Consider the following 25,041-nt stretch of genomic DNA (forward strand, 5'->3'; position numbering starts at 1 on the left):
CATCGGTGCCGGCCTGCCTAGGATGGGGACATGTCTCGATTCGCGCCGGCCGACGTCGTGGTGGTCGGCGGTGGCCTGATCGGTACGGCCATCGCCTGGCGCCTGGCGCTGGCCGGGCTGCAGGTCAGCGTGGTCACCGGAGAGCGTGCTGCCGCCGCCTCCGGGGTGGCTGCCGGCATGCTGGCGCCGGTCACCGAGACCACCTTCACCGAACGGGGACTGCTCGAGCTGAACCGTGCCTCGCTGGCGGCGTACCCCGACTTCGTGGCCGAGCTGGAGGACGCCTCCGGGCTGCCCGGCGGGCTGAGCCGCCGCCCGACCCTCTCGGTGGCTGCCACCGCCGACGACGCCCGGCGCCTCGGTGTCCTGGGCGACTTCCTCCACCGCTGCGGATTGGCCGGGCAGCGGCTGACCAGCCGCGAATGCCGCCAGCTGGAGCCGCTGCTGTCGCCGGCGGTCCGGGGCGGGCTGCTGGTCCCTGGCGACTGGAGCTGCGACAACCGGCTGCTCTGGCGGGCGCTGGTGGCGGCTGCGGCTCGCGCCGGCGTGGTCGAGGTCGACGGCTTCGTGCACGAGGTCAGCGCCACCGCGGGTCGGGCCACCGGCGTGGTGCTGGCCGACGGGACGTCCCTCAGCGCCGACCGGGTGGTGCTGGCCAACGGTGCCTGGGCGGCCCAGGTCCGCGGTGTGCCGCCGCTGCCCGTACGCCCGGTCAAGGGGCAGATCCTCCGCCTCGACCCGGGCCGGCTGCCGTCGCCGTCGCTCACCGTCCGCGCGTTCACCGACGGCAGCGAGGTCTATCTGGTGCCCCGAGAAAGCGGCCGCGAGGTGGTCGTCGGGGCCACCGTCGAGGAGCTCGGCTTCGAGCCGCGGGTCACGGCCGGGGGGACGTACGAGCTGCTGCGCGATGCGCGGCAGGTGGTCCCGATGACCAGTGAGTACGCCTTGGCCGAGACCTCCGTCGGCTTCCGGCCAGGCACGCCCGACAACGCCCCCGTGCTGGGCGGGTGTGCTGTCGAAGGGCTGCTGCTGGCGACCGGGCACTACCGCAACGGGGTGCTGTTGACACCGATCACCGCGTTGGCGCTGGCCGAGCTGGTCGATACGGGCGCCCTGCCCGCGGTGGCGGCGGGCTACACGCTGGACCGGTTCCGCGCTGCCGACCTCCCGGACTCCTTCCTCCCGGACGGCCCTCTCCCGAACGGCACTCTCCCGACTGGAGGTCGGTGGTGAACATCCTTGTCAACGGCGTGCCGCAGCAGGTGGCCGCCCGGACCACCGTGGCGGAGCTGGTCGCCGACCGGGCCGACGCCGGCGGCGCCCTGCCACGCGGGTTCGCCGTCGCCCTCGACGGCGCCGTGGTGCCTCGGACCCAGCACGCCGCCACCGCTCTGTATGAGGGTGCCCGGATCGAGATCGTCACGGCCGTCCAGGGCGGCTGAACAGGAGTGAGACCATGACCGTTCCGATCAGCACCGACCCGATCAAGCCCGACTCGATCACCCCAGGGCCGATCAGCACCGGGGCGCCCGCCGACCTGCTCCGGATCGCTGACCGGACCTTCAGCTCCCGACTGATCATGGGCACCGGTGGCGCCCCCAGCCTGGAGGTGATGGAGCAGGCGCTGCTGGCCAGCGGCACCGAGCTGACCACGGTTGCCATGCGCCGGGTGGACCCGAGCGCGCCGGGCTCGGTGCTGGACGTGCTGGACCGCCACCACATCGCCGTGCTGCCGAACACCGCCGGCTGCTACACCAGCGCCGAGGCGGTGCTCACCGCCCAGCTGGCCCGCGAGGCACTCGGCACACCGTGGGTGAAGCTCGAGGTGATCGCCGACGAGACCACGCTGCTGCCCGACCCGATCGAGCTGCTGGACGCGGCCGAGCGCCTGGTCGCCGACGGCTTCGTGGTGCTGCCCTACACCAACGACGACCCGGTGCTGGCCCGTCGGCTGGAGGACGCCGGCTGTGCCGCGGTGATGCCGCTGGGCGCGCCGATCGGTTCCGGGCTGGGCATCCGCAACCCGCACAACATCGAGCTGATTGTGGCGGCGGCGGGGGTGCCGGTGATCCTGGACGCCGGGCTGGGGACGGCGTCCGAGGCGGCGCAGGCGATGGAGCTCGGCTGTGACGCGGTGCTGCTGGCCTCGGCCGTCACCCGCGCCGAGCATCCGGTCGCGATGGCGGAGGCGATGAAGCTCGCGGTCCGCGCCGGTCGGCTGGCCCGCGGCGCCGGGCGGATCCCGGTACGCCGCTTCGCGGTGGCCTCGTCCAGCCCCGAGCGGCGGATCGACTGACCAGCGACGCGGCAGATCGAGCAGGGAGATGAGGATGCAGCCGGCACAAACAGCGACCGGGACCGCGGCGCGCCGTACGCCCGGATCCGGTGACCCGCTCCTAGACTCTGGCCCTAGGCCAGCACGGCCTCCTTCCCCACCGTGTTTGGAGCGAGCGTGTCCATGACGAGCATCGGCGACCCCCTGGTGGGTCATGTGCTCGACGGGCGCTACCAGATCATCTCGCGGCTGGCCCGCGGCGGCATGGCGACCGTCTACCAGGCGGTGGACAACCGGCTGACCCGCACCGTCGCGGTCAAGGTGATGCACATCGGTCTCGGTGACGACGCCGAGTTCGCCCGCAAGTTCGACCGGGAGGCCCGCGCCGCCGCCCGGCTCTCCCACCCCAACGTGGTCTCGGTCTTCGACCAGGGTCACGACAACGGCCGGCCCTACATCGTGATGGAGTACGTCGAGGGTCAGACGCTGCGCGACGTGTTGAGCCGTGAGGCGCCGCTGACGCCGATCCGTGCCCTGGAGATGATCGAGCCGGTGCTCAGCGCTCTCGCCGCCGCCCACGACGCCGGCCTGGTGCACCGTGACGTGAAGCCCGAGAACGTCCTCATCTCCGACCGCGGTCAGCTCAAGGTGGCTGACTTCGGACTGGCCAAGGCGATCAGCGCCCAGACCTCCACCGCGACGGCCGGACTGCTGATCGGCACGGTGTCCTATCTGCCGCCCGAGCTCGTCGTGTCCGGCAAGTCCGACGCCCGCTCCGACGTCTACAGCACCGGGGTGGTGCTGTTCGAGATGCTCACCGGCCGCAAGCCGCACACCGGCGACACCCCGATCCAGGTGGCGTACGCCCACGTGCACAAGGACGTCCCGGCCCCGTCCGGCTACGCCACCGCAGGACCGGTGCCGCCCTACCTGGACGCGTTGATCGCCCGGGCCACCGCCCGCGACCCCGACCTGCGCCCGCACGACGCGAAAGTGCTGCTGACCCACGTCCGCCGGGTCCGTGCCGCCCTGCGGGACGGGCTGCTGGACGACCCCGAGCTGACCCAGGACCTGACCTTGCCGGTGCGGGCGCTGCGGGTCGACGGCCCGGACGTGGCCGCCTACTCCTCCGACTACGAGCCGACCCAGCTGGTCTCGCCCCCGCCGCCCCGCAGCCAGCGCCCACCGCACGTCAGCACCGAGCGCAGCGTCACCCTCGGTACGGCCGACCTCCGTCCGGCGCCCCGCCCCGGTTCGCCGGCGCCCGGCGGTGCCCGGCCGGAGCCGCTGCGGTACGCGCCGCCGCATGTGCGCGACGCCCCACCGCCTGCGGTCCCCCGTGAGCTGCACCAGGTCTCGGCGTCGCGGCTCGCCGAGCGCCGCGAACGGCAGATCCGCCGACGTCGTCGTGGCTGGCTGGCGCTGTTGCTCGTCCTGCTGCTCACCACCGCCGCGGCCGTCACCGGGTGGTATCTGGTCGACGGCCGCTACACCAGCGCACCGGCGCTGACGTCGCTGAGCGCCGAGCAGGCGGAGCAGCTGGCCAGCGGAGCCGGGCTGAGCGTGGTGTTCGAGTCCGCCTTCAGCGAGACGGTTCCCAAGGGGAAGGTCATCGCCACCCAGCCCGATCCGGGCGCCAAGGTGCTCGACGGCAGCGAGATCGCCGCCATCGTGTCCAAGGGCCCGGAGCGCTACGCGATGCCGACGGTGGTCGGCCTTCGTCAGGGCCGCGCCGAGGCAGCCCTCGCCGAGGCGAACCTCGCGCTGGGCGAGGTGAAGCAGACGTACTCGGAGCGCGTCGCCAAGGGCGTGGTGCTGTCCGCGTCAGCCAAGCCGGGCAGCCGGCTGAAGAAGCAGACCGAGATCGACCTCGAGGTGTCCCGCGGACCCCGACCGATCGCGATTCCCGACCTGACGGGTCGCCGCGCCGGTGACGCCGAGGCGACCCTGAAGAAGGCCGGCTTCCGGGTCACGGTGACCACGGCGCACTCCGCCACGGTCGCCGTCGGCGCGGTGATCAGCCAGACGCCGCGGTCCGGCAACGGCAAGGCCGGCGACACCATCACCGTGCAGCGCTCGCTCGGGCCGGTGATGGTCACCGTGCCGAACGTCACCGCCATGGGGGTCGACGCCGCCACCAAGGTGATGCAGGAGGCGGGCTTCCGGGTCACCACCAAGCGCGCCCCGGTGAACTTCCTCGGGCTGGGTTACGTGGCCTACACCGGCCCGAAGGCCAAGGACAAGGCGCCCCAAGGCGCCACCATCACGCTGTACCTCGTCTGAGGCAGCCCCGTTGAGCGCGCCGTCGGACCGGGTATCTCCGCTCGCTTTCGCTGCCCTGCTCGCTATGACCGCCGCCTGGGGCTCCACCTTCTTTCTGATCAAGGACCTGATCACCCGGATCGGCGTCGTCGACATGCTGGCGCTGCGGTTCGGCATCGCCACCGTCGCGATGGTGCTGCTGGCCGGTCGGCAGCTCAAGATGTCAGCCACCACGCTGCGTTCCGGGGTGCTGCTCGGCCTGCTCTACGGTGTCGCCCAGATCCTGCAGACGTACGGCCTGGCGGCCACCTCGGCCAGTGTCTCCGGGTTCGTCACCGGCCTCTACGTCGTGGCCACTCCGGTGCTGGCCGCGCTGCTGCTGCGGACCCGGGTGGCGGCCACCACGTGGTGGGCGGTGGGACTGGCCACCCTCGGCCTCGGCCTCTTGTCGCTGAACGGGTTCTCCGTCGGCTACGGCGAGCTGCTCACGCTGGCCTCGGCCATCGTCTACGCCGGTCACATCATCGCCCTGGGCCGCCTCAGTGGGCCGGGCGAGGCGATCAGCCTGACCGTGGTGCAGATGGGAGTGATCACCGTGGTCTGCACGGTGGCGGCGCTCCCCGGCGGAATCGCCCTGCCCACCTCCGGGGTGGACTGGGCCGCGCTGGTGTATCTCGCCGTGGTCGCCGGCGCGCTGACCATGTTTCTGCAGACGTGGGCCCAGGCGCGGGTCGATGCGACCCGCGCGGCTGTGATCATGTCCATGGAACCGGTATGGGCCGCGGCCTTCGCGGTGGTCCTAGGTGGTGAGTCGGTGACCGTACGCATGATCGTCGGTGGGCTGAGCATCCTGGCCGCCATGTATCTGGTCGAGCTCGCCCCACGGTTCCGGCGTGCCCGACCGCAATCCGCCGACTCCACCCAGGAGACCTCGTGAACGACCTCACCACAGTCATCGTGGTCCTCGCCATCGTGCTGATCGTGGCCGTGCTGGTGCTGCTCATCGTGCGTCGCCACCTCTACAAGAAGAAGCTGGCCGAGTTCGGCTGGCAGCACGACCCGTCGCCCACGCTGGAGCGGGTGGCTCGGCTCGGCAATCCGCCCTTCGACGTCGGGTTCGACCGCGGCATCGACGAGTCCATCCAGGGCCGTACCTCCACCGGGCGGGGCTTCCAGGTGTTCGAGTACACCTACCGGCGGGGCGGCGGCTCGTTCGACGAGCGGGTGGCGATGGTCGATCTCGGCGTCAGCCTGCCCGAGCTCTACGTCGAGTCGCGGGGTTCGCTCGTCCGCCGGGCCGTGCCGCTGGTGCCGCCGCTGAACCTGGACCCGATGTTCTCCTCGGCCTTGCTGACCCGGGCCAAGGACCCGGCGTACGCGCAGGCGGTGCTGACCGGACCCGTCCGCCAGCAGCTGCTGGCGTGGGCCCAGACCGAGACGCTCGACCTCAGCATCGACCACACGTCACTGGTCGCGGTCGGTGCGCCCAAGGACCCCGAGGAGCTGCAGGCCTACCTGCACCGGCTGGACGCCGTCGCCGCGTCGCTCGACCTGGCCCGCCTGCAGCCCTACGCCATCGCGCCCAAGACCCCCGGAATGGGGTTCTACGGCCAGGACTGGGTGCTGGTGGGTCGCGACGACTCGGTGCTGCCCGAGTTCTCCGGCCTGACCCCGTTCGACCAGGGCCACGGCCGCAAGACCGACGACCTGCTGGTCGGCACCGTTCGCGGGGTGCCGATGACCGCCTTCCTCTACCGGTGGCAGACCACCGAGACGCGGACCGTCTCGGACGGCAGGGGCGGCACCCGGACCCAGACGTACACCCAGAACCACAGCCAGCCGATCTTCTCGCTCCGGCTGCCGGCCACGGTGCCGCACCTCAGCATCGCCGCCGACTCGGTGCTGCGGCGGATGTTCGGCGGCGGCACCATCGACTTCGAGAGCGAAGTCTTCAACACGACCTTCGACGTGCAGTGCACGAGCCCTCGGTTCGCCCACGACGTGGTCCATCCGCGGATGATGGAGTTCCTGCTCGCCACCCGGCCGCCGAACCTGACCCTCCGGGGTACGCAGCTGGTCCTCTATCCCCCGGCCCACGACACGATGGTGCTGACCCAGTACGGCGACCTGGCCACCGCGTTCCTGGCCAGGATCCCGGAGTTCGTCTGGAAGGACCTCGGCGGCGCCGCCCCCCCGGTCCCCGTGCTCACCTGACGCGGCGCCGCGCCGGCTAGGCGGGAAGCGCCTCGTCGATCGGCGTGTCGCCGGACACCACCTCGAACTGTCGGTGCACCGCACGGCCGCTGACCAGCGCCGATGCCACCACGGCCGCCACGTCGGCTCGACTGATCGTGCCATCGGCGTCCTCGGCCACCCGGACCCGGCCGGTCGGTGGCTCGTTCGTCAGCCCGCCCGGACGGATCACCGTCCAGTCGAGGTCGCGGGAGCGTACGTCGGCGTCGGCCTCGCTCTTGGCCCGCAGATAGATCTGGAAGATGTCGTCGGAGTCGGGATCGAAGCTGTCGGCGCCTCGCGACGAGATCAGCACGTAGCGGCGGACCCCGGCCAGCTCGGCGGCGTCGGCCAGCAGGATCGCTCCGTCGCGGTCCACGGTGAGCTTGCGCTCCGCCGTGCTGCCCGGACCGGCGCCCGCGGCGAACACCACGGCGTCGGCCCCGCTGAGGTGCCCGGCCAGGGTGGCCGCGTCGGTCTGCTCCAGGTCGATCACCAACGGCTCAGCGCCGGCTCGGCGCAGGTCGTCGGCCTGGGCGGGGTCGCGGATCAGCCCGACCGCCTCGGATCCGGCTGCGGCGAGCAGCGACGAGAGCAGCAGGGCGATCTGGCCGTGTCCACCGGCGATGACAACACGCATGGTCAGCTCCTAGAAAGAATGCGGCGTCCCGCCGCGGCTAGAACTTATGCGGCGTCCCGCCGCGGGCTAGAACTTATGCGGCGTCCCGCCGCGGAGGTCGACCGACTCCGTGTCGGTCATGGCGTTGACCCGGCCGAAGACCAGCCCGCGGCCGCGATCATTCAACAGCTCGTCGTGGATCGGAAAGCCGTGCGGCGCCCCCACGGCGCGGACGAAGTCGATGGTCTCCTTCATCGCCGCCCACGGACCGTACGCCGGGATGGCCAGCACGTCGATGCCGTCCGGAATCGCGGCGTAGGAGTCGCCCGGGTGGAACAGGGTCGGCTCCCCCTCGCTGCGCAGCACCAGGCCGACGTTGCCGATCCGCGGGAGATCGCGGTGGATCTCCGCGTGCACCCCGCCGACAGCCTCGATGGTGAGGGCGCCGAGGGTGACGGTGTCGTCGGCAGCCAGCGGGGTGGCCGCGCTGAGGATCGAGTCCTCGGCGGTCACGATGGACTGCTCGGCGTAGACCGCGGCCGCGGGGTTCGCGGCCAGCAGCGCCGGCACGTGCTCGGGGTCGAGGTGGTCCGGATGGACGTGGGTCACCAGGACGGCGTCCAGGTCGGTCAGACCGTGCCAGCCGGTGGAGAAGTTGCCGGGGTCGACCAGCACGCGAACGGTGTCGGTCTCGACGAGCACGGCGGAATGGCCCAGGTGTGTGATGCGCATGGGGACACGCTACGACACGGCGGCGACGCCCCGTGCGCGAGGACGTACCCGGTCAGAGCCGCCGGTAGCCGAGCGCTCGGACCCGGTCGTCACCGATCTCCACCTCGACGCCGAGCGCCTCGCACAGCTCGCCGAGGTCGGCCAGGTCGAGCTCGCGTCCCGGCCGGGGTGCCAGCTCGCACCACTCGAGGTACTTGTACGTCTCCAACCGGAAGCGGCGGACCCAGTCGGCGTCCCAGCCCTCAGCGGGATAGACGCCACCCTGGGTGCTGCAGGCCCGCCAGTACGGCGCGGCGGGACCGAGCTGCTCCATCACCATCTGCAGGTCCGACCAGTGCTGCGCGTCCGCCAGGGTGACGAACTGCGCCGGCGCCTCGGGGGGTCCGTCGCTCGACACCGTCGCCTCGCTGTCTGCCGACGCCGTCACGCGGCGCGGATCACGTCGGCGACGATCCGACCTGCGGCGGCGCAGGCGTCGACGTCGACGTCGAGATGGGTCACGGCGCGCAGCAGCCGCGGACCGACCACCGACATCCCGACGCCACGGGCGGCGATCGAAGGAATCAGGTCGACGGCGCGCCGGTCCCCGGTGTGCACCACGACGATGTTGGTCTCGACGGTGTCGACCGCCACCGAGCCGGGCAGCCGTTCGGCCACCGTCTCGGCGAACACCCGCGCCGCGTCGTGGTCATCGGCCAGCCGGGCCACGTGGTGGTCGAGGGCGTACGCCGCCCCGGCCGCCAGCAGACCCGCCTGACGCCAGCCGCCGCCGAACCGCTTGCGCAGCACCCGGGCCCGCGCGATGTTCTCGGCGCTGCTGACCAGCACCGACCCGACCGGGGCGCCCAGGCCCTTGGAGAAGCAGACGCTGACGGTATCGAACAACGAGCCGTAGTCGGCCAGCGGCACCCCGGTGGCCACGTGGGCGTTGAACAGCCGCGCCCCGTCGAGGTGATAGCCGATGCCGTGCTCGCGGGCCAGCGCACCGACCGCGGCCAGCTGCTCGAACGGCTGGATTGTGCCGCCGCCGAAGTTGTGGGTGTTCTCCACCGCTACGGCTGCGGTCGAGACCAGGTACGGTCCGGCGTCGGGTGAGATGATCGCCTCGACCTGGTCCAGCTCGAGCCGGCCGCGGGTGGATCCGAAGGTCCGCATGGTCAACCCGTTCAAGGCGGCGTGGGCACCCATCTCGGCTCGGGCGATGTGCGCACCGACGTCACAGATGACCTCCTGGCCGGGCTCGACCAGCAGCCGGACGCCGATCACGTTGGCCAGCGACCCGGTGGCGCAGAACAGACCGGCCTCGTGGCCGAGGGTGGCGGCCACCCGCGCCTCGAAGGCGTTGACGGTGGGGTCCTCGCCGTAGACGTCGTCGCCGACCGGAGCGGCGAGCATCGCCGCCCGCATCCCCTCGGTCGGGCGGGTCAGCGTGTCGGAGCGCAAGTCGACGTAGGACTCCGTCACAAGGACACCGGGGAGTACGCCTGAACGGGGTTGGCGCGACGGATCCGCCCGTCGGTCAGCCGCTCCGCGACCAGGAACGCCAGCTCGAGCGACTGGTTGCGGTTGAGCCGCGGGTCGCACAAGGTCTCGTAGCGGTTCACCAGGTCGGCCTCGACCAGCTCCTGGCTGCCGCCGACGCACTCGGTGACGTCGTCGCCGGTCAGCTCGACATGCACGCCGCCGGGCCAGGTGCCCAGCTCCTCATGAACGTCGAAGAACCCGTTGAGCTCGTCCATCACGTCGGCGAAGGCACGAGTCTTGTAGCCGTTGGCCGCCTCGAACGTGTTGCCGTGCATGGGGTCGCAGACCCAGGCCACCTGCCGGCCGCTGGCGGTGACCTTCGACACCACCTCGGGCAGGATGTCGCGGATCTTGCCGGCGCCCATCCGGGTGATGAAGGTGATCCGGCCGGGCTCGTGGTCGGGATCGAGCCGGTCGGCCAGCTCGAGCGCGGTGTCGGCGGTGGTCGTCGGGCCGAGCTTCACGCCGAGCGGGTTGCGGACGTGGCGCAGCAGCTCCACGTGAGCGCCGTCGAGCTGGCGGGTCCGCTCCCCGATCCACAGGAAGTGCCCCGACGTCCCGTACGGGTTGGCGGTGCGAGAGTCGATCCGCGTCATCGCGTGCTCGTACTCCATGATCAGCGCCTCGTGGCTGCTGTAGAAGTCGACGGTGGCGAACTCGCGCTCATCGATGCCGCAGGCGACCATGAAGGCCAGCGCACGGTCGATCTCGTTGGCCAGGTTCTGGTATTGCACCCCGGCCGCGGAGTTCTTGACGAAGTCGGCGTTCCAGGAGTGGACGCTGCGCAGGTGGGCGAAGCCACCGGTCAGGAACGCCCGGCTCAGGTTGAGGGTGGCAGCGGAGGCGTTGTAGACGCCGAGGAGCCGCTGCGGGTCGGGCTCGCGCGACTCGGGCGTGAAGGCGAAGCCGTTGACCGCGTCACCGCGGTAGGCGGGCAGCGTCACGTCGCCCCGGGTCTCGCTGTCCGAGGAGCGCGGCTTGGCGTACTGACCCGCCATCCGCCCGACCTTGACGATCGGCACCTGGGCGGCGTAGGTCAGCACGACGGCCATCGACAGCAGTGTGCGGAGCTTGTTGGAGATGTTGTCGGCCGTGACCCCATCGAAGGTCTCGGCACAGTCGCCGCCCTGGAGCAGGAAGGCCTCGCCGGCGGCGACGCTGGCCATCTTGGTGCGCAGCTCGTCGCACTCACCGGCGAACACCAGGGGCGGCAGCTTGCGCAGCTTGGTGATCACCTCGTCGACGGCGGTGGCGTCGGCGTAGGTCGGCTGCTGCAGGGGGTTCAGGGCGTGCAGAGCATCCAGCGACGGGACCTCGGGCTTTACAGACACCCCGATACTGTAGACGTTTTCGCCGCAGCCCTCCGCCGGTCGCCAGCCAGCGGACGGTCCGGTAGACCGAATGTTTGCGTTATTACGGAAATCCGGAATACTTGCGCGTATGACCGACTCCTCCACCTCTGTGCCGCGGCCGCGCGGATTTCTCCGTAGTCGTCGGGCCGAGCGCGCCGTGATCTCGGTGCTGGCCGCGCTGGTTGCGCTCACCGTGCTGGTCACGGTGCTCACCTGGCCGTCGCGGCCACGGCTGGCGAACCCTCGCACCGGCGACCCCGCACTGCTGGAGCGGCTGGCCGGCCTCGAGGGGTACGGGGACCTGAGCGTCGCCGTGGTGGAGCCGGACGGCTCGGTCCGCCACGCCGACTTCGGCCGCACCGCCGACTCGACCTACGAGGCCGGCTCGATCACCAAGGCGGTCACCGGCCTCGCGCTGGCCGACGCGGTGCGGCGGGGCGAGCTGTCCCTCGACGACCCCGTGAGCGCCCACCTGGACCTGGCTGGCTCCCCGATCGGCGCCGTGTCGCTGCGTGAGCTGACCACCCACCGGGCAGGGCTGCCGACAGTCGGCGGCTCCACCCGGCTGCGCGGGCTGGCGTCGGTTCTTCCCGGAGTGGAGCCCTACAGCACCTCCCCGGAGGCGATGCTGGGCGAGCTCCGCGACGCCGGGCTGGAGTCCCGCGGCAGCTTCGCCTATTCCAACCTCGGCGCGGCCGCCGCCGGTCAGGCGCTCGCCGCGGCCACCGGCACCGACTACCCCACCCTGATGCGGCAGCGGGTGTTCGAACCGCTGGGGATGACCAGCACCGCGCTGCAGCTCACCGACCGACCGGCGCTGGTCGCGTCAGGTCGCACCGCCCTGGGCCAGCCGACCGAGCCCTGGCGCTTCGACGCCTACGCTCCGGCCGGCGCGATGGTCACCACCTCCAGCGACCTGGCCCGACTGGCCACCGCCGTGCTGCGCGGCCGGGCGCCGGGAATGGCGGCGCTGGAGCCGATCGCCGACACCGACACCGACAGCACCCGGATCGGCACCTTCTGGCTGACCACCACCACCGCGGACGGTCAGCGGATCACCTGGCACAACGGTGGCACCGGCGGCTACACGGCCTTCCTGGGCTTCGACCAGCAGGCGGGCCGGGCGGTGGTGGTGCTGTCGGCCGTGCAGAAGTCCGTCGACGAGGTGGGGGTCGCGCTCCTCACCGATCCGATCTGACCGATCCGATCCGATCCGACCGCACCGATCCGATCTGAGGGGCCCGGGCTCGGTCGCGATCAGGCCTGCGGGAAGGTCTCGGCCTCGTCATCGGCCGCGGCCTCCTTGGCGGCGAGCTCCTTGGCCGTGGAGGCGTACAGGTCGACGTACTCCTGGCCGGACAGCTCCATGATCGCGTACATCACCTCGTCGGTGATGGAGCGCAGGATGAAGCGGTCCTCGCTCATCCCGGCGTAGCGGGAGAAGTCCAACGGTTTGCCGAACCGAACCGTGGGGCTGACGATCTTGCGCACGATCTTGCCGGGCGGGGCGATCACGTCAGTGCCGATCACCGCCGACGGGATCACCGGTACGCCGGCGAGCAGGGCCAACCGGGCCACACCGGTCCGGCCCTTGTACAGCCGTCCGTCGTGGCTGCGGGTGCCCTCGGGGTAGATGCCGAACAGCTCACCGCGCTGCAGCACCTTGAGCCCGGCCCGCAGCGCTCCCTCGCTGGCCCGACCGCCGGTCCGGTCGATCGGGACCTGGCCGGTGCCGGCGAAGAAGCGCTTCTGCGCCCAGCCCTTCAGGCCGACGCCGTTGAAGTAGTCGGACTTGGCCACGAAGGTGACGCGCCGATCGAGGGCCAACGGCATGAACAGCCAGTCGGTGAAGGACAGGTGGTTGCTGGCCACGATCGCCGCGCCGGAGCGGGGGACGTTCTCCACTCCCTCCTCGATCGGGCGGAAGACCTTGCGCACCCCGGGGCCCAGGATCACGTTCTTGAGCATCCAGTAGATGCCCTTGCCGCCGCCGGCATCCGGCTCGAGGTGGTCGCCCTCGCCGCCGAGCGAGACGATCCGGTCGTTCACGCGGTCAGCTCCGTGGGGTCCGGCGGCACGACCTCGGCGGAGTCGACTCGCACCGGCACCGGCGGCACGGGTCGGCCCTCACCCGGGCGGGACAGCTCCTTGACGTCGAAGTCGCGACCTTCCTCCAGGGCGGACTTGACTGACGCACCGTACGCATCGGCGTAGGTCTGGCCGGACAGCTCCATCACCGCGGCCATGATCTCGTCAGTGACCCAGCGCAGCACGTCACGGTCATTGCCCGCACTGGCGTATCGGCTGAAGTCCATCGGTGCTCCGATCCGCACACCGGGGCGGCGCATCAGCGGCAGGCCGAACAGCTTCGACTTCACGAACTGGGTGTTGACCATCCCGACCGGCACCACCATCACGTTGGCCGACAGCACCAGCCTGGCCACCCCGGTCTTGCCCTTGTACAGCCGGCCGTCGGGTGACCGCGTGCCCTCGGGGAAGATGCCGAGCAGCTGACCGCGTCGAAGGACCTCCAGCACCGGGTCCATGCTCGAGGCGCTGGCCCGGCCACCGGATCTGTCCATCGGCAGCATGCCGACATTGCGCAGGAACCAGCTGACCACCCCGGCGCGCAGGCCGCCACCGCCTTGGAACAGCTCCGCCTTGGCCGGGAAGGTGACCCTGCGCTTGACCATGGCCGGCAGCAGGAAGGTGTCACCGGCTGAGATGTGGTTGGCGACCAGAATCGCCGGGCCGGTCGCCGGCACGTTCTCCTGGCCCTCCACCCACGGACGGCAGAACAGGCGCAGAGCGGGCAGGAACAGCACCCACTTGAACAGCCAGTACAACAACGGATCCTCCTGACCTTGCCTACTGCCACCGGGGCCCACCGACGTGGGACCTCGGGCCAAACCCTAGGGGGTGACCCGAGTCGCGCGACTTGGCGGCCCCACCACACGAAGCTGCCGAAGCGGCCTACGATGCCCAGATGAAGTCTGTCACCCGGATGTTCTCGTCCTTCGCCCCGGCCCGTGGCACGACGATCGACGCGGCTCCGGCGCCGGCGTCAGTGGCGGCTGACGCAGAGCCGTACTACGGCGGCAGCGGCCCGGCCGGCGTGCTGTTGTGCCACGGCTTCACCGGCTCGCCGCGGTCGATGCGAGCGTGGGCCGAGCACCTCGAGGCGAATGGCTTCCGGGTGGCCCTCCCCAGGCTGCCCGGTCACGGCACCACCTGGCAGGAGCTCAACACCACGACCTGGAACGACTGGTACGCGGTGGTGGAGCGCGAGCTCCGGGTGCTGCTGGCCGAGTGTGACTCGGTCTTCCTCTGCGGGCTGTCGATGGGTGGCTCGTTGTCGCTGCGGCTGGCCGAGCAGTACGGCGACCGGATCGCCGGCATCACCTTGGTCAACCCGGCCGTACGCTCCGCGGACCTGCGGCTCGCTGGCCTGCCGGTGCTGCGGCATCTGGTCGGCTCGCTGGCAGGCATCAGCAGTGATATCGCCCGCCCCGACATGGCCGAGAGTGGCTACGACCGGACTCCCCTGCATGCGCTGCACTCGTTGACCCGGATGTGGTCGCTGATCCGCGCCGATCTGGCCGCCGTGGATCAGCCGATGCTGCTCTACCGCTCCCGGGTGGACCATGTGGTCGACCCCAGCTCGGCAGCCATGATCTTGGACCGGATCCGTTCTCCGGAGCGCACCGAGGTGGTGCTGGAACGCAGCTACCATGTAGCGACCATGGACTACGACGCCGAAGAGATCTTCGCCGGCAGCAGCGCCTTCTTTTCGCGGCTGCGGACGAACTGAGGTGACCCGCCCGAGCGAGGACGACCGGGAGGCTGTCGACCGCGCCTTCGCCGACCTGGTAGCGGGCTATCACCTGACCTCGGACCGTCCCGACCCGCTCGCCGGGCAGCGACCGGTCCCGACCGAGGCCGAGTCGACCGCGGAGTCGTGGGCGCCCCCGCCGCCGGACGGCAGCTGGGCCGACCAGCACCCGCTGTTTCACGACGACCCGGTCGCCGACGATCCGGGCGCCGAGGTGGACGACCCGTTCGTCCCCGAGGATCCCGCGCCGCTGCCCCGGCCGGCCTGGCCCGTGCTCATCGCCTGGCTGGGTCTGGGCTATTCGATCCTGGTCATGCTCGCGGCCGTGGTCGGCACCTCGCTGCCCGACTGGGCCGGCTGGCTGGCCCTGGTCGGCTTCGTCGCCGGCATGGGGCTGTTGTTCAGCCGGCTGCCCCGATCACGGCCGCCCGGTTCGGGCGACGGCGCCGTCCTGTGAGCCGAACGCCCGCCGACTAGACCCGGGGGGACCGGCGGCCGGCGGCGCCGCGGGTGCTGAGCACGCCGTCGCGCCGCTCCCGCAGACGCTTGCGGGCGCCGCTCTTGCGGCGTCGCGGCCAGAACCCGAACTGACCCGACTGCGGCGGTTCGATCATGGCGTGCCGGGCCAGGTCCGCCGCCCCGATCAGGCCGGCGTCGTTGCGGAAGTGCGCCAACACCAGCTTGGCCTCGGGCCGATAGCCGCGGCCGGTGAGCGTGCGGGCGAAAGTCGCCTGGGCCGGCGCGCGCAGCAGCTCCCCGGCTGCGCTCACGCCGCCGCCGATGACGAACAGATCCGGGTCCAAGGCGGCGGTGAGGTTGGCGATCCCCTGACCCAGCCAGTGACCGACATCGGCCAGCAGCTCGATCGCCACCTGCTCGCCCTGCAGCGCCGCCTCGGTGACGAGCGGGCCGGTGATCTTGTCCGGATCGCCGCCGACCAGCTTCAGCAGGCGGTACGCCAGTGGCGAACCGCTACGCGCCAGCTCGCGGGCCTCGCGGACCAGGGCATTGCCGGAGGCGTACTGCTCCCAGCAGCCGCGGTTGCCGCACTCGCAGCGCTGGCCGCCCGGCACGCTGATCATGTGGCCCCATTCGCCGGCCATCCCGTACGTCCCCCGGAACAGCTGGCCGTTGATCACCAGACCGCCGCCGATCCCGGTACCGAGGGTGATGCAGACCATCACCGACGCGCCCTGTCCCGCGCCGAAGCGGTATTCCGCCCAGGCGGCGGCGTTGGCGTCGTTGTCGACGATCAGGGGCAGGTCGATCCGCTTCGACAGCTGCTCCTTCAGCGGCTCGGCCCGCCAGGCCAGGTGCGGCGAGAACGCCACCACCGCCTGGGCGTTGTCGACCCAACCGGCCGCCCCGATGCCGACGGACTCGACCGTGTGGGACGAGCGCAGCCGGTCGACGACGCGGACGATGGCGTCCTCGACGGCTTTGGGGCTGTGCGACGGCGTCGGCTCGAGCAGCCGCTCCAGGATCACGCCGCTGTCGTCGACCACACCCGCGGCGACCTTGGTGCCGCCGATGTCGATGCCGATGCTCAACGGCTGGGGCAACGCCAGACTGCGCTGCGGGGAGGTCCGGGGCAGCCCGGCGGGGCCGGTCTGGGGGGCGGGGACCGTCATGCTCAGCCCTCCACGCGCTTCTTCAGCCCCGTCAGAGCGCCATCGATGATCGTCTTCTCGGCCTTGCGCTTGATCATGCCGATCATCGGCATGTTGACGTCGACAGCGAGGGTGTACGTCACCGTCGTGCCCGTCGGCGACGGCTGGACCCGATAGGACCCGTCCATCTTCTTCAGGAGCGTGCCCTGGACCAGGTGCCAGCTGACGTTGTCGTCGGTCCACTCGTAACGCAGCACGTAGTCGTCCTTGACCAAGGCATGGTCGAGAACCATCCGTACGGTCTCCGGCTTGCCGTCGGCGCCAGTCGTCTGCACCTCGGCAGACTTCATCGAGTCCACCCACGCCGGGTAGGACGCGAAGTCGGCGATCACCGTCATCACCTCCGCGGGCGAGGCCGCGATATCGATGCTGGCGCTCGTCTGACTTGCCATGTGTGCTCCTCGCCGTACGTGGTGGGTGGTGCGCCACCGCACCTCCCAGAACAATAACTGCTCACCCCGTGTCACTCCCGCATCGTCTGGGTCATCCCAGGTCGAGGGCCGCCCGCAGCGTCGCCCGGACCGCCGCGGAGCCGAACCACCCGGTCACGTACGCCCGCCCGGCCTCCCCCATCGCCCGGCACCGGTCTCGATCCTGTAACAACTCGCTCAGCGCGGCGGCGAATCCGACCTCGTCGTCGGAGGCCAGCACCAGGCCCGTCCGGCCCGGTTGCACGGTCTCGGGAGCCCCGCCGGAATCGCCGACCAGCACCGGCAGCCCGCAGGCGGCTGCCTCAAGGAAGCCCAGGCCGAGACCTTCCGGGTTCAGACCCGCGAGCCGAGTCCGGACCGGCAGCGCGAACACGTCGGCGTTCTGCAGCTCGCGGAGCACCGCCGACCGCGGCACGGCCCCGGTCAGGCGGAGCGACGCGGTCAGGTCGAGCCTGCGCGCCTGCCGCTCGATCCTGCCTCGCTGCGGACCGTCGCCGACCAGCACCAGCTCCGGCGTCGGCTGGTCGCCCGGCCAGCCGTCGAGGACCCGCCGCCACGCCCGGAGCAGCGTGGCGAACCCCTTCTGCCGGACGAACCGTGCCACCGCGATACAGCGCGGCCGGGCATCGACGCGGTGGCCGGGCCGGAACCGGTCGACGTCGACCGGCGGGGGGATCCGGATCAGGCCGGCGCGGGCACCGGGACCGAGCGCAGGGGCGATCCGGCCGGCGGTGTAGTCGGAGATGGTCGACACATGGTCCAGCCCTTCGGCCATCCGTCGCCACGCCGTCCGGGCACCCGGCACCGTCGACCACCAGGTCTCGTGCCCGTGGCTGAGGCCCAGCAGTCGCGTCGCCCCGGCGCGCCGCAGCGGTCCCGCCATGGCCGCCAGCGGTGCGGCCGCCCCGAAGACGACCCGGGTCGCCCGGTGCGCGCGGAGCAGGTCCACCGCGGTCGCCGTCGTCGCGGCGGTGGGCAGCAGCACCCGGCCGCGGCGGACGACCGGGAAGGCCAAGGCGGCGTCGTGCTCGGCCGCTCCGGGCTCGGTGGAGGTGAGGACGACCACGTCATGGTCGAGCAGATCGCAGACGTCGGCAACGAAGGACTCGATCCCCCCGATCCGGGGTGGGAAGTCGTTGCTGATGACCAGCGTGGTCGCCATCAGCTCCGCCGCGCCCGGTCAGCCAGATCTCGGCTCCACGCGCGGGTGAAGGCCGCCTGATCAGTGCCGGTCACCGCACGCAGGGCGGCATCGACCGCCATCCCGCCGTCGACCCGGGCGTAGAGGTCGGCCAGGGCGGCGGGTGACCACCGCTCGGCCAGGAACCGGCAGGCCAGCCAGGCCTCGGCGTAGCGCAGTTCGAGCTGGTCGGCGCCGGGACCGAACGAGGCATCGGCGGGCAGGCTCTGCGGTGGGCCGTCGCGCCGTACGGCCTCGAGCAGCGGCGCGGCCACGGCCGACCGGGCCGCCGGATGCGCCCGGTAGGCGACGTAGTCGGCGTACCCCTCTACCAGCCAGGTGGGGGCCGGTGAGGCGGCAGAGCGGGTAGCCACGTGGGTGGTCTCATGGGTCAACAAGATGTCCAGCCCTTCCTCCGACAAGCCGCGGACCCGCGCCGGGTTGATGACGACCCGGACCGGGGCCGTGGCCGGGTTCTCACCTTCCGGCCAGGCCACCGCAGCGATCCCGGCGTAGGAACCGGTCTGCACGCCGAGCACGCGTTCGAACCCGACCTGACTGGACGGCACCGCGATCACCGTCGCGCCGGTCCAGCCGTGCCACAGCGCGGGGGGAACGCCGGCCCGAACGGCAGCGGCGGCGCGGGCCGCCCGGTCGGCCCAGGCGGCTGGGTCGCCGGTGGCCACCACCGCTGTCGAGGTGGCTGTGCTGGCCACCCGGACCGGCTCCAGCCACCAGGACGGCTGCGGGCTGACGGACCCGTCGGTGTCGGTGGCCCCGACGATCCGTAGCCGCCGGTCGCGGTCGGCGATCGTGAGCCAGACGCGGTGCTCGGCCGGGGCCGTCTCGCCGCGCAGCTGCCAGCGCACCACCACGCCCCTCGCCTGCGCCCCGGCGCCCAGCCGGGCGAGCCGTTCGGGCGCCAGCGCGGCCGCGCGGCCATCGGCAGACAGCTCGAACGTTGTCAGCGGCAACGCGTCGAGGTTGTCTCGCCAGCGCTGCACCACGGGGGTGAAGGCGGAGTCGAGCAGCGCGAAGCAGTCCGCGTACGCCGCGGTGTCGCCGGCCATGACCGCTGTGGCCAACGCTTGGAGCAGAGCAGTCGTGCGCTCCGCGCTGTCGTCCGGTGGGACGGGAGCGTGGGTTGCCGGGCCGGCGGGCCTGGCGGGACTGGCGGGCTGGCCGTGGCAGCTCGCCAGCCACGGCAGCGCGAGCAGACCGGCGAGCAGCCTGCGGCGCGGCAGCTGGGCAGACGACGACGGCTCCCCCCGGGAAGGGAGGAGCCGTGACGTCGAAGGGGGGAACCGATCAGCCCGGACGGCGCGCACCGGCGTAGGGCATGTCAGACAGGCTCGCGTAGCCAACGGGCTTGCCCGGACGCGAAGCGTGCAGCACCGTGCCGTTGCCGGCGTAGAGGCCGACGTGGCTGATCCCGCTGTAGAAGAAGACCAGGTCGCCCGGCTGCAGGTTCTCCCGGGAGACTGCGGTCCCGTTGCTGAACTGGGCCTGGGAGGTGCGGGACAGGGTGACCCCGGCCGCGCGCCACGCTGCCCCGGTCAGACCCGAGCAGTCGTACGCGCTCGGCCCGGTCGCGCCGTAGCGGTACGGCTTGCCGATCTGCTGGCGGGCGAAGGCGAGTGCCTTCTGGCCGCGGCTGGAACCGGTGAGCGCGGCGCCGTCGGTGCTGGTGTCGTCGGCCGCGTCCTTGCGGTTGGTGGTCCGCGAGGTGCTGTCCGTGGTGTCGGTCGACCGCGTGGTGTCGGTCGTCCGGGTCGGGTCGGTGGTCCGCGAGGTGTCGGTGGCGGCCGGTTGGGCCGACTCGGCGGCGGCGGCCGCCTCTTCCTGCTTGCGCTTCTCCTCGGCGGCGAGGCGGGCACGCTCCTCGGCGGTGAGCTTGGCCAGGACAGCCTTGGACTCGGCGATCTTGGCGTCCGACTGCTTCCGCAGCGCGGCCAGATCCTTCTCCTGCTGCTGCAGGGTGGTCAGGTCGCTGGCGGCTGACCGCTCGAGGTCGGCCAGCGATGCCCGCTGAGTCTGGAAGTCCTGGAGGACGGTGTTCTGGTTCTCGCTGACCTTCTCGACAGTGGAGACCTGGCTCAAGAAGCCGTCGGTGTCGGAGGTGAAGAAGAGCTGGGCGGTGGTGTCGATGCTGCGGTTCTGGAACTGGGCCAGGGCGACCTGCCCGACCTGGCGGCGCATCGCGGCGACCTTGGCGGTCTGAGCCTTGACGTCGGCCTGCTTGGTCTGGAGCTTCCGCTTGCCGGTGTCGATCTTCTCCTTGACACCCGCGTAGTCCTGGTCGAGCGCTGCGGCCTCGGTCTCCAGCTTCTCGATCTGCGCCTTCGCGTCGGCGATGGTCAGGGCCGGATCGGCGGCGGCGGGGCTGCTACCGGGTCCACCGGCCAGCGTGGCGGCGAGCGCCAGCACCGCAAGACCCAGGATCCCCGAACGACAGGCGGTGCGCAGTTGCACCAGACGACCGTTGGCCTCGCGAGAGCGTGAGGTCACGCAGACATTCCCCTTCACATTGACGCCTACCAGGTGAGCTGACGGATTCGGACTGGGAAGGTAGTCCTACGACATCTCGCACCCAGTGCGAGCTGCCGATTCACCCCAACAATATTGGTTCCCCGGCTCCCGGGGGCCGCTCACCGTGGTGAAGGGCCTCGAGACTCAGCGTGCATCCTGGCCGACAACTTGTGTCATCTGGTGCACCACGATGCTGAGGACACATTAGGTCACGAAATGGTCACTGGCAAACCGCGAGTATCACGGTTGGACGACGCCGACAGCGTCCCGGCCGCCGCAGGGCCATTCCTGCGCTGCCGACGCCGGGCTCAGCCGTGCTCCTGCCAGTCGAACGGGGACTGCACAGACGTGCCGCGGCGGGCTCCGGGGACCAACCGCAGCGGCGGCACCAGTCCGGACTCCGCCAGCGCCGCGAGCGCGGCTCGCTCATCGCTGTCCAGGTCCACGCCCTGCGGGGGCGCGCCCAGCAGGACGGTGATCACGCAGTCGCCACAGGCGGGGCCACGGGCAGCGCAGCTGTCGCAGTCGACGTGCAGGGTGTTCATCGCGTCCTCCTCATCGGGACCGATCCGGTCCGTCGAGACCACGGTGCACGGCGCCTCTGACAGTTCTGCAGCGATCGCCTGTGACAGGAGTGACGCAACTGTCAGTAGGCCGACCTAACGTTCCTCGACATGAGCACCGCACCGGCCCCGAGTCTGCAGGCGTCCTTCGAGGATCTCGGCACCCACCTGGCCGACGTCACCTTCTGCGTCGTGGACCTGGAGACCACCGGCGGAGCCGAGACCGACGCCATCACCGAGATCGGCGCGGTGAAGGTGCGCGGCGGGGTCGTGCTCGGCGAGTTCCAGACCCTGGTCAACCCGCGCTCGCACATTCCGCCCCTGATCGCCGTGCTGACCGGGATCACCAACCAGATGGTCGCCGACTCCCCCACCCTGGGTCAGGTGCTGCCGGCGTATCTGGCCTTCGCCGACCAGACGGTGCTGGTGGCGCACAACGCCTCCTTCGACGTCGGTTTCCTGCGCCGGGCGTGTGCGGAGCACGGGTATCCGTGGCCGAAGTGGCCGGTGCTCGACACGGTCAGCCTGGCGCGGCAGATCATGCTGCGCGACGAGGTGCCCAACCACAAGCTCGCCACCCTGGCCCGCCACTTCGGCGCCACCAGCACGCCCAACCACCGCGCGCTGCAGGACGCCCGCGCCACCGTCGATGTGCTGCACGGTCTGATCGAGCGGGTCGGCAACCTCGGCGTGCACACCATCGAGGACCTGCACGAGTTCACCCGCCGGGTGTCGCCGCAGCGGCGGGCCAAGCGGACCTGGGCCAGCGACCTGCCGGAGCGGCCCGGCGTCTATTTCTTCGTCGCCGACCAGGGTGCGGAGCGCCACATCCTCTATGTCGGCACCTCCAAGAACGTACGCAAGCGGGTCCGCACCTACTTCACCGCCTCGGAGACCAGACCGCGGATGGACGAGATGGTGCGGCTGGCCACCGGGGTGGAGGCGATCACCTGCGAGACCCCGCTACAGGCCGAGGTGTGCGAGCTGCGGCTGATCGCCGCCCACCGCCCGCGCTACAACCGTCGTTCCAAGTTTCCGGAGCGCCAGCAGTGGATCAAGATCACCGAAGAGCCGTTCCCCCGGCTGTCGGTGGTGCGGCAGGTGCGCGACGACGCGGCGACGTACTTCGGCCCGTTCCGGCGTCGGCAGGCGGCCGAGGACGTGGTGTTGGCGCTCTACGACGGGTTCCCGATCCGCCAGTGCACGCCGCGGTTGAGCCGTACGGCCCGCACCGTCGCCTGTGCCCTGGCCGGCATGGGTCGCTGCAGCGCGCCGTGCGACGGCTCGATCACCGTCGATGCGTACGGGGCGCTGGTCGAGGAGGTCCGCACCGCCCTCTCCACCGACGTACGTCCAGCCGTGCGCGCGCTCCGGTCGCGGCTGCGTCGCCTGGTGGACCAGCAGCGCTATGAGGAGGCGGACCTGATCCGCCGGCGGCTGGAGACCTTGACCAGCACCGGGCGCCGGTTCCACCGGGTCCGCAGCTTGGCGGCCTGCCCCGAGATCGTGGCCGCGCGCCGGGAGGAGAACGACTGGCACATCCATGTGATCCGCTATGGCCGGCTCGCGGGCGCGGCGGTGGCGACCCCGCACGATGTCCCGCAGGCGGTCGCTCGAGCGGTCTGCGCCACCGCGGAGACGGTGGCCCCGCCGGTGGGACCACAGCCGGCCGGCGGATTCGAGGAGGCGGAACGGATCGCGGACTGGCTGGAGCAGCCGGGGGTCCGCCTGATCGACATCACCGGTGACTGGATGTGGCCGCTGCACGCAGTGCTCAGTCACGCCGCCCTGGTGCGCTATGCCCTGGGCGACGAGCTCGATCCGGACGTGCGGCCGGACCGGCCGAATCCATGACGAGTCGCGCCCCGCGGCCGTTACCCTTACGCCATGGTGACTGCGATCGTGTTCGTCAAGGCAGAGGTGGCCCAGATTCCGCAGGTGGCGGAGGAGATCGCCGCCCTGGCCGGAGTCAGCGAGGTCTACTCCGTCACCGGTGCGATCGACCTGATCGTGCTGGTGCGGGTGTCCGGCAACGACCAGATCGCCGAGGTGGTGGCTGACCGGCTGAACAAGGTACCCGGAGTGCTGAGCACCGAGACCCATATCGCGTTCCGGGCGTACTCCTCGCTGGACCTGGACGCGGCCTTCGCCATCGGTGCCGAGTAGACCGCGGTGAGCACCTCACAGCCACCTGCTCCGACGACGGGGTCGCACCCGACGGCCGGTTGGCACCCCGAAGACGAGCTGGTGGACGACGACAGCCATGTCGAACCGGAGTCCGATGATGACCCGGCATCCTGGCTATCGTCCAAGGCGCTGATCGTGACGGCGCTGGTGCTGGCCGCCATCTTGTTCGTCACCATCGTGGTGTGTGCGGTGGTCTGGTACACCGCACCACTCGAGCCCGTACCGGTGCCGAGCGTGCCGGCGATCTGAGCGCGATCAGTTCAGCGCGAGCTTCGCCGCGATCAACTCAGCGCGAGCTTCGCCGCGACCGCCACGACACAGAGCACGGCCACCCCGGCCAGCCCAACTCCCTGCATCAGCACCCGCTGGCCGCGCGGCGCGTACGCGAGGACCCAGCCGACCAGCAGGCCGACCAGGATGCCGCCGACCAGGCCGAGCCAGCCGAAGCTGGAGAATCCGATCACGAGGCCGTAGAGCACGATCAGGGCCAGCAGGCTCAGATCGGGACGGATGTCCTCGCCGCCGCGGCGCTTGACCACAGCGTTGGCGCCCAGCAGCCCGATCACGGCCGCCGAGGCGCCTGTCGTCCCGACGCCGATCGGACCGAGCAGGAAGAACACTGTCGCGCCGCCGAGACCGGCCAGGACGTAGAGCGCGACGAACCGCCACACGCCCAGCGCCGCTTCCAGCGCCCGGCCGGCCATCCACAGCACCAGCAGGTTCATCAGCACGCCGAACAGCCCCACCGAGGTGAACCCGAAGGTCAGCAGCCGCCAGTACTCCCCGGCATAGATGGCTCCGTTGGACAGCGCCATCAGGCTGAGCAGCAGGTTCCCGGAGACGAAGTTCAGCACGTAGACGGCGGCGAGCACGCCCATCAGCACCTTCGTGGCGGTGCCACCGGCGCCGGAGGTCAGTGCCCCGCCGAAGCGTGTCTTCGGGGCGCGCACGCCGGCCCGCCCCGACGACACGCACGACGGGCACTGGAAGCCGACGGAGGCGGGGTTCATGCACTCCCCGCAGATCGGACGGCGGCACCGCTGGCAGGAGATGCCGGTGGGCCGGTCCGGATGCCGGTAGCAGACCGGCTGCGAGGGCGCGGCGAAGTCCGGCCCGGTCGGCGACTCGGTCACTCCGAGATGTCGACCGACTCGATCACCACGGCGTCGACAGGGCGGTCGTTACGACCGACCTTCACCCGGGCGATGGCGTCGACCACGTCGCGGCTGGCCTGGTCGGCGACCTCACCGAAGATGGTGTGACGGCGGTTCAGGTGCGGGGTCGGGCCGACGGTGATGAAGAACTGCGAGCCGTTGGTGCCGGGGCCGGCGTTGGCCATGGCCAGCAGGTACGGCTTGTTGAAGACCAGCTCGGGGTGGAACTCGTCACCGAACTGGTAGCCCGGGCCGCCGGTGCCGGTGCCCAGCGGGTCGCCGCCTTGGATCATGAAGCCGGCGATGACGCGGTGGAAGACGAGTCCGTCGTAGAACTTGCCCGTGGTCTTCTGACCGGTCTTCGGGTCGACGTATTCCTTGGTGCCGTTGGCCAGGCCGACGAAGTTCTCGACCGTCTTGGGGGCGTGCGTCTCGAAGAGGTTGATCACGATGTCGCCATGGTTGGTGTGAAGGGTTGCAGTCTGCGCCACGATGGGTG

27 protein-coding genes and 1 riboswitch are annotated in these 25,041 nt (G+C 71.2%); of the genes, 12 read left to right on the forward strand and 15 right to left on the reverse strand.

Annotation, left to right across the window (positions count from 1 at the left end; all coding sequences use genetic code 11):
- Positions 1-30: 30 nt before the first annotated feature.
- The 6 genes from thiO to AC1XX3_RS06950 all read left to right on the forward strand — a co-directional run bounded on the left by thiO (position 31) and on the right by AC1XX3_RS06950 (position 6,751).
- Positions 31-1,233, forward strand: a complete 1,203-nt coding sequence (thiO, locus tag AC1XX3_RS06925) for a glycine oxidase ThiO (RefSeq protein WP_483320355.1) — start codon at positions 31-33, stop codon at positions 1,231-1,233.
- Entirely contained in the window at positions 1,230-1,442 is a 213-nt protein-coding gene (thiS, locus tag AC1XX3_RS06930) for a sulfur carrier protein ThiS (RefSeq protein ID WP_483320356.1), read from the forward strand. The genes thiO and thiS overlap by 4 nt, the downstream gene beginning before the upstream one ends.
- A gap of 137 nt (positions 1,443-1,579) precedes the next feature.
- On the forward strand, positions 1,580-2,296 hold the full coding sequence (locus AC1XX3_RS06935) for a thiazole synthase (RefSeq protein ID WP_483321157.1): 717 nt from the start codon (positions 1,580-1,582) through the stop codon (positions 2,294-2,296).
- Between the two features lie 162 nt (positions 2,297-2,458).
- Entirely contained in the window at positions 2,459-4,558 is a 2,100-nt protein-coding gene (gene pknB / locus AC1XX3_RS06940; RefSeq protein ID WP_483321158.1) for a Stk1 family PASTA domain-containing Ser/Thr kinase, read from the forward strand.
- A 64-nt stretch (positions 4,559-4,622) separates the two neighbouring features.
- Positions 4,623-5,474 (forward strand): DMT family transporter, encoded by an 852-nt coding sequence (locus tag AC1XX3_RS06945; protein WP_483320357.1) that lies wholly within the window; start codon positions 4,623-4,625, stop codon positions 5,472-5,474.
- Positions 5,471-6,751, forward strand: a complete 1,281-nt coding sequence (locus AC1XX3_RS06950) for a hypothetical protein (RefSeq protein WP_483320358.1) — start codon at positions 5,471-5,473, stop codon at positions 6,749-6,751. The genes AC1XX3_RS06945 and AC1XX3_RS06950 overlap by 4 nt, the downstream gene beginning before the upstream one ends.
- A gap of 16 nt (positions 6,752-6,767) precedes the next feature.
- Here AC1XX3_RS06950 and AC1XX3_RS06955 read toward each other — a convergent pair whose 3' ends face one another.
- From AC1XX3_RS06955 to AC1XX3_RS06975, 5 genes are all read right to left on the reverse strand, one after another.
- Complete coding sequence (locus AC1XX3_RS06955) at positions 6,768-7,409, reverse strand: SDR family oxidoreductase (RefSeq protein ID WP_483320359.1); 642 nt, start codon at positions 7,407-7,409, stop codon at positions 6,768-6,770.
- 66 nt (positions 7,410-7,475) lie between these two features.
- A complete protein-coding gene (locus tag AC1XX3_RS06960) occupies positions 7,476-8,120 on the reverse strand; it encodes an MBL fold metallo-hydrolase (RefSeq protein WP_483320360.1) in 645 nt (214 codons plus the stop codon).
- Between the two features lie 52 nt (positions 8,121-8,172).
- On the reverse strand, positions 8,173-8,547 hold the full coding sequence (locus AC1XX3_RS06965) for a DUF6678 family protein (protein ID WP_483320361.1): 375 nt from the start codon (positions 8,545-8,547) through the stop codon (positions 8,173-8,175).
- On the reverse strand, positions 8,544-9,584 hold the full coding sequence (locus AC1XX3_RS06970; protein ID WP_483320362.1) for a threonine aldolase family protein: 1,041 nt from the start codon (positions 9,582-9,584) through the stop codon (positions 8,544-8,546). The genes AC1XX3_RS06965 and AC1XX3_RS06970 overlap by 4 nt, the downstream gene beginning before the upstream one ends.
- Positions 9,581-10,975: a class II 3-deoxy-7-phosphoheptulonate synthase gene (locus AC1XX3_RS06975; protein WP_483320363.1), complete on the reverse strand. Its 1,395-nt coding sequence runs from the start codon at positions 10,973-10,975 to the stop codon at positions 9,581-9,583. The genes AC1XX3_RS06970 and AC1XX3_RS06975 overlap by 4 nt, the downstream gene beginning before the upstream one ends.
- Before the next feature lie 109 nt (positions 10,976-11,084).
- Here AC1XX3_RS06975 and AC1XX3_RS06980 point away from each other — a divergent pair, with 109 nt between their 5' ends.
- The gene (locus AC1XX3_RS06980) at positions 11,085-12,194 is read left to right on the forward strand and encodes a serine hydrolase domain-containing protein (protein ID WP_483320364.1); all 1,110 of its coding nucleotides are present in this window, start codon (positions 11,085-11,087) and stop codon (positions 12,192-12,194) included.
- Positions 12,195-12,253: 59 nt separating this feature from the next.
- Here the strand turns inward: AC1XX3_RS06980 and AC1XX3_RS06985 are convergent, their stop codons facing one another.
- The gene (locus AC1XX3_RS06985) at positions 12,254-12,964 is read right to left on the reverse strand and encodes a lysophospholipid acyltransferase family protein (RefSeq protein WP_483321159.1); all 711 of its coding nucleotides are present in this window, start codon (positions 12,962-12,964) and stop codon (positions 12,254-12,256) included.
- Positions 12,965-13,041: 77 nt separating this feature from the next.
- A complete protein-coding gene (locus AC1XX3_RS06990; RefSeq protein WP_483320365.1) occupies positions 13,042-13,845 on the reverse strand; it encodes a lysophospholipid acyltransferase family protein in 804 nt (267 codons plus the stop codon).
- Positions 13,846-13,982: 137 nt separating this feature from the next.
- Here AC1XX3_RS06990 and AC1XX3_RS06995 point away from each other — a divergent pair, with 137 nt between their 5' ends.
- Both AC1XX3_RS06995 and AC1XX3_RS07000 read left to right on the forward strand, forming a co-directional pair.
- Positions 13,983-14,807 carry an alpha/beta hydrolase gene (locus tag AC1XX3_RS06995; protein ID WP_483320366.1) on the forward strand — a complete coding sequence of 275 codons (825 nt, stop codon included), beginning with the start codon at positions 13,983-13,985 and terminating at the stop codon, positions 14,805-14,807.
- 1 nt (position 14,808) lies between these two features.
- The gene (locus AC1XX3_RS07000) at positions 14,809-15,285 is read left to right on the forward strand and encodes a hypothetical protein (RefSeq protein WP_483320367.1); all 477 of its coding nucleotides are present in this window, start codon (positions 14,809-14,811) and stop codon (positions 15,283-15,285) included.
- Positions 15,286-15,301: 16 nt separating this feature from the next.
- Here AC1XX3_RS07000 and AC1XX3_RS07005 read toward each other — a convergent pair whose 3' ends face one another.
- The 6 genes from AC1XX3_RS07005 to AC1XX3_RS07030 form a co-directional block, all read right to left on the reverse strand.
- Positions 15,302-16,459, reverse strand: coding sequence for an ROK family glucokinase (locus AC1XX3_RS07005; protein ID WP_483320368.1), 1,158 nt, complete (start codon positions 16,457-16,459; stop codon positions 15,302-15,304).
- 2 nt (positions 16,460-16,461) lie between these two features.
- The gene (locus tag AC1XX3_RS07010) at positions 16,462-16,890 is read right to left on the reverse strand and encodes an SRPBCC family protein (protein ID WP_483320369.1); all 429 of its coding nucleotides are present in this window, start codon (positions 16,888-16,890) and stop codon (positions 16,462-16,464) included.
- A 91-nt stretch (positions 16,891-16,981) separates the two neighbouring features.
- A complete protein-coding gene (locus AC1XX3_RS07015) occupies positions 16,982-18,091 on the reverse strand; it encodes a glycosyltransferase family 4 protein (protein ID WP_483320370.1) in 1,110 nt (369 codons plus the stop codon).
- On the reverse strand, positions 18,091-19,194 hold the full coding sequence (locus AC1XX3_RS07020) for a peptidase MA family metallohydrolase (RefSeq protein ID WP_483320371.1): 1,104 nt from the start codon (positions 19,192-19,194) through the stop codon (positions 18,091-18,093). The genes AC1XX3_RS07015 and AC1XX3_RS07020 overlap by 1 nt, the downstream gene beginning before the upstream one ends.
- A 223-nt stretch (positions 19,195-19,417) precedes the next feature.
- Positions 19,418-20,617: a C40 family peptidase gene (locus AC1XX3_RS07025; protein ID WP_483320372.1), complete on the reverse strand. Its 1,200-nt coding sequence runs from the start codon at positions 20,615-20,617 to the stop codon at positions 19,418-19,420.
- Between the two features lie 8 nt (positions 20,618-20,625).
- Positions 20,626-20,798, reverse strand: a riboswitch (cyclic di-AMP (ydaO/yuaA leader).
- Between the two features lie 148 nt (positions 20,799-20,946).
- Entirely contained in the window at positions 20,947-21,183 is a 237-nt protein-coding gene (locus AC1XX3_RS07030; RefSeq protein WP_483320373.1) for a hypothetical protein, read from the reverse strand.
- Between the two features lie 129 nt (positions 21,184-21,312).
- On the opposite strand from AC1XX3_RS07030, the gene AC1XX3_RS07035 reads away from it, so the two are divergent.
- Genes AC1XX3_RS07035 through AC1XX3_RS07045 form a run of 3 tightly spaced genes read left to right on the forward strand, consistent with a single transcriptional unit; the run spans position 21,313 to position 23,637 of the window.
- Positions 21,313-23,055 (forward strand): DEDD exonuclease domain-containing protein, encoded by a 1,743-nt coding sequence (locus AC1XX3_RS07035; RefSeq protein WP_483320374.1) that lies wholly within the window; start codon positions 21,313-21,315, stop codon positions 23,053-23,055.
- 33 nt (positions 23,056-23,088) lie between these two features.
- On the forward strand, positions 23,089-23,367 hold the full coding sequence (locus AC1XX3_RS07040) for an Lrp/AsnC family transcriptional regulator (RefSeq protein ID WP_483320375.1): 279 nt from the start codon (positions 23,089-23,091) through the stop codon (positions 23,365-23,367).
- A gap of 6 nt (positions 23,368-23,373) precedes the next feature.
- On the forward strand, positions 23,374-23,637 hold the full coding sequence (locus AC1XX3_RS07045) for a hypothetical protein (RefSeq protein ID WP_483320376.1): 264 nt from the start codon (positions 23,374-23,376) through the stop codon (positions 23,635-23,637).
- Positions 23,638-23,669: 32 nt separating this feature from the next.
- On the opposite strand, the gene AC1XX3_RS07050 is transcribed toward AC1XX3_RS07045, so the two are convergent.
- A complete protein-coding gene (locus AC1XX3_RS07050) occupies positions 23,670-24,521 on the reverse strand; it encodes a rhomboid family intramembrane serine protease (protein ID WP_483320377.1) in 852 nt (283 codons plus the stop codon).
- Entirely contained in the window at positions 24,518-25,033 is a 516-nt protein-coding gene (locus AC1XX3_RS07055) for a peptidylprolyl isomerase (protein WP_483320378.1), read from the reverse strand. Before AC1XX3_RS07055 ends, AC1XX3_RS07050 begins: the two co-directional genes overlap by 4 nt.
- Positions 25,034-25,041 lie beyond the last annotated feature (8 nt).

It is taken from the genome of Microlunatus sp. M237 (genome assembly GCF_056896895.1).

What these genes read in the sequence shown, in the direction of transcription:
- AC1XX3_RS06935 (WP_483321157.1), top strand. Translation starts at nt 1,580, where the DNA reads ATGGGCACCGGTGGCGCCCCCAGCCTGGAGGTGATGGAGCAGGCGCTG.
- AC1XX3_RS07005 (WP_483320368.1), bottom strand. Translation starts at nt 16,459, where the DNA reads ATGACGGTCCCCGCCCCCCAGACCGGCCCCGCCGGGCTGCCCCGGACC.
- AC1XX3_RS06980 (WP_483320364.1), top strand. Translation starts at nt 11,085, where the DNA reads ATGACCGACTCCTCCACCTCTGTGCCGCGGCCGCGCGGATTTCTCCGT.
- AC1XX3_RS07015 (WP_483320370.1), bottom strand. Translation starts at nt 18,091, where the DNA reads ATGGCGACCACGCTGGTCATCAGCAACGACTTCCCACCCCGGATCGGG.
- AC1XX3_RS07010 (WP_483320369.1), bottom strand. Translation starts at nt 16,890, where the DNA reads ATGGCAAGTCAGACGAGCGCCAGCATCGATATCGCGGCCTCGCCCGCG.
- AC1XX3_RS07030 (WP_483320373.1), bottom strand. Translation starts at nt 21,183, where the DNA reads ATGAACACCCTGCACGTCGACTGCGACAGCTGCGCTGCCCGTGGCCCC.
- pknB (WP_483321158.1), top strand. Translation starts at nt 2,459, where the DNA reads ATGACGAGCATCGGCGACCCCCTGGTGGGTCATGTGCTCGACGGGCGC.
- thiO (WP_483320355.1), top strand. Translation starts at nt 31, where the DNA reads ATGTCTCGATTCGCGCCGGCCGACGTCGTGGTGGTCGGCGGTGGCCTG.
- AC1XX3_RS07035 (WP_483320374.1), top strand. Translation starts at nt 21,313, where the DNA reads ATGAGCACCGCACCGGCCCCGAGTCTGCAGGCGTCCTTCGAGGATCTC.
- AC1XX3_RS06960 (WP_483320360.1), bottom strand. Translation starts at nt 8,120, where the DNA reads ATGCGCATCACACACCTGGGCCATTCCGCCGTGCTCGTCGAGACCGAC.
- AC1XX3_RS06945 (WP_483320357.1), top strand. Translation starts at nt 4,623, where the DNA reads ATGACCGCCGCCTGGGGCTCCACCTTCTTTCTGATCAAGGACCTGATC.
- AC1XX3_RS07040 (WP_483320375.1), top strand. Translation starts at nt 23,089, where the DNA reads ATGGTGACTGCGATCGTGTTCGTCAAGGCAGAGGTGGCCCAGATTCCG.
- AC1XX3_RS06985 (WP_483321159.1), bottom strand. Translation starts at nt 12,964, where the DNA reads ATGCTCAAGAACGTGATCCTGGGCCCCGGGGTGCGCAAGGTCTTCCGC.
- AC1XX3_RS06995 (WP_483320366.1), top strand. Translation starts at nt 13,983, where the DNA reads ATGAAGTCTGTCACCCGGATGTTCTCGTCCTTCGCCCCGGCCCGTGGC.
- AC1XX3_RS06955 (WP_483320359.1), bottom strand. Translation starts at nt 7,409, where the DNA reads ATGCGTGTTGTCATCGCCGGTGGACACGGCCAGATCGCCCTGCTGCTC.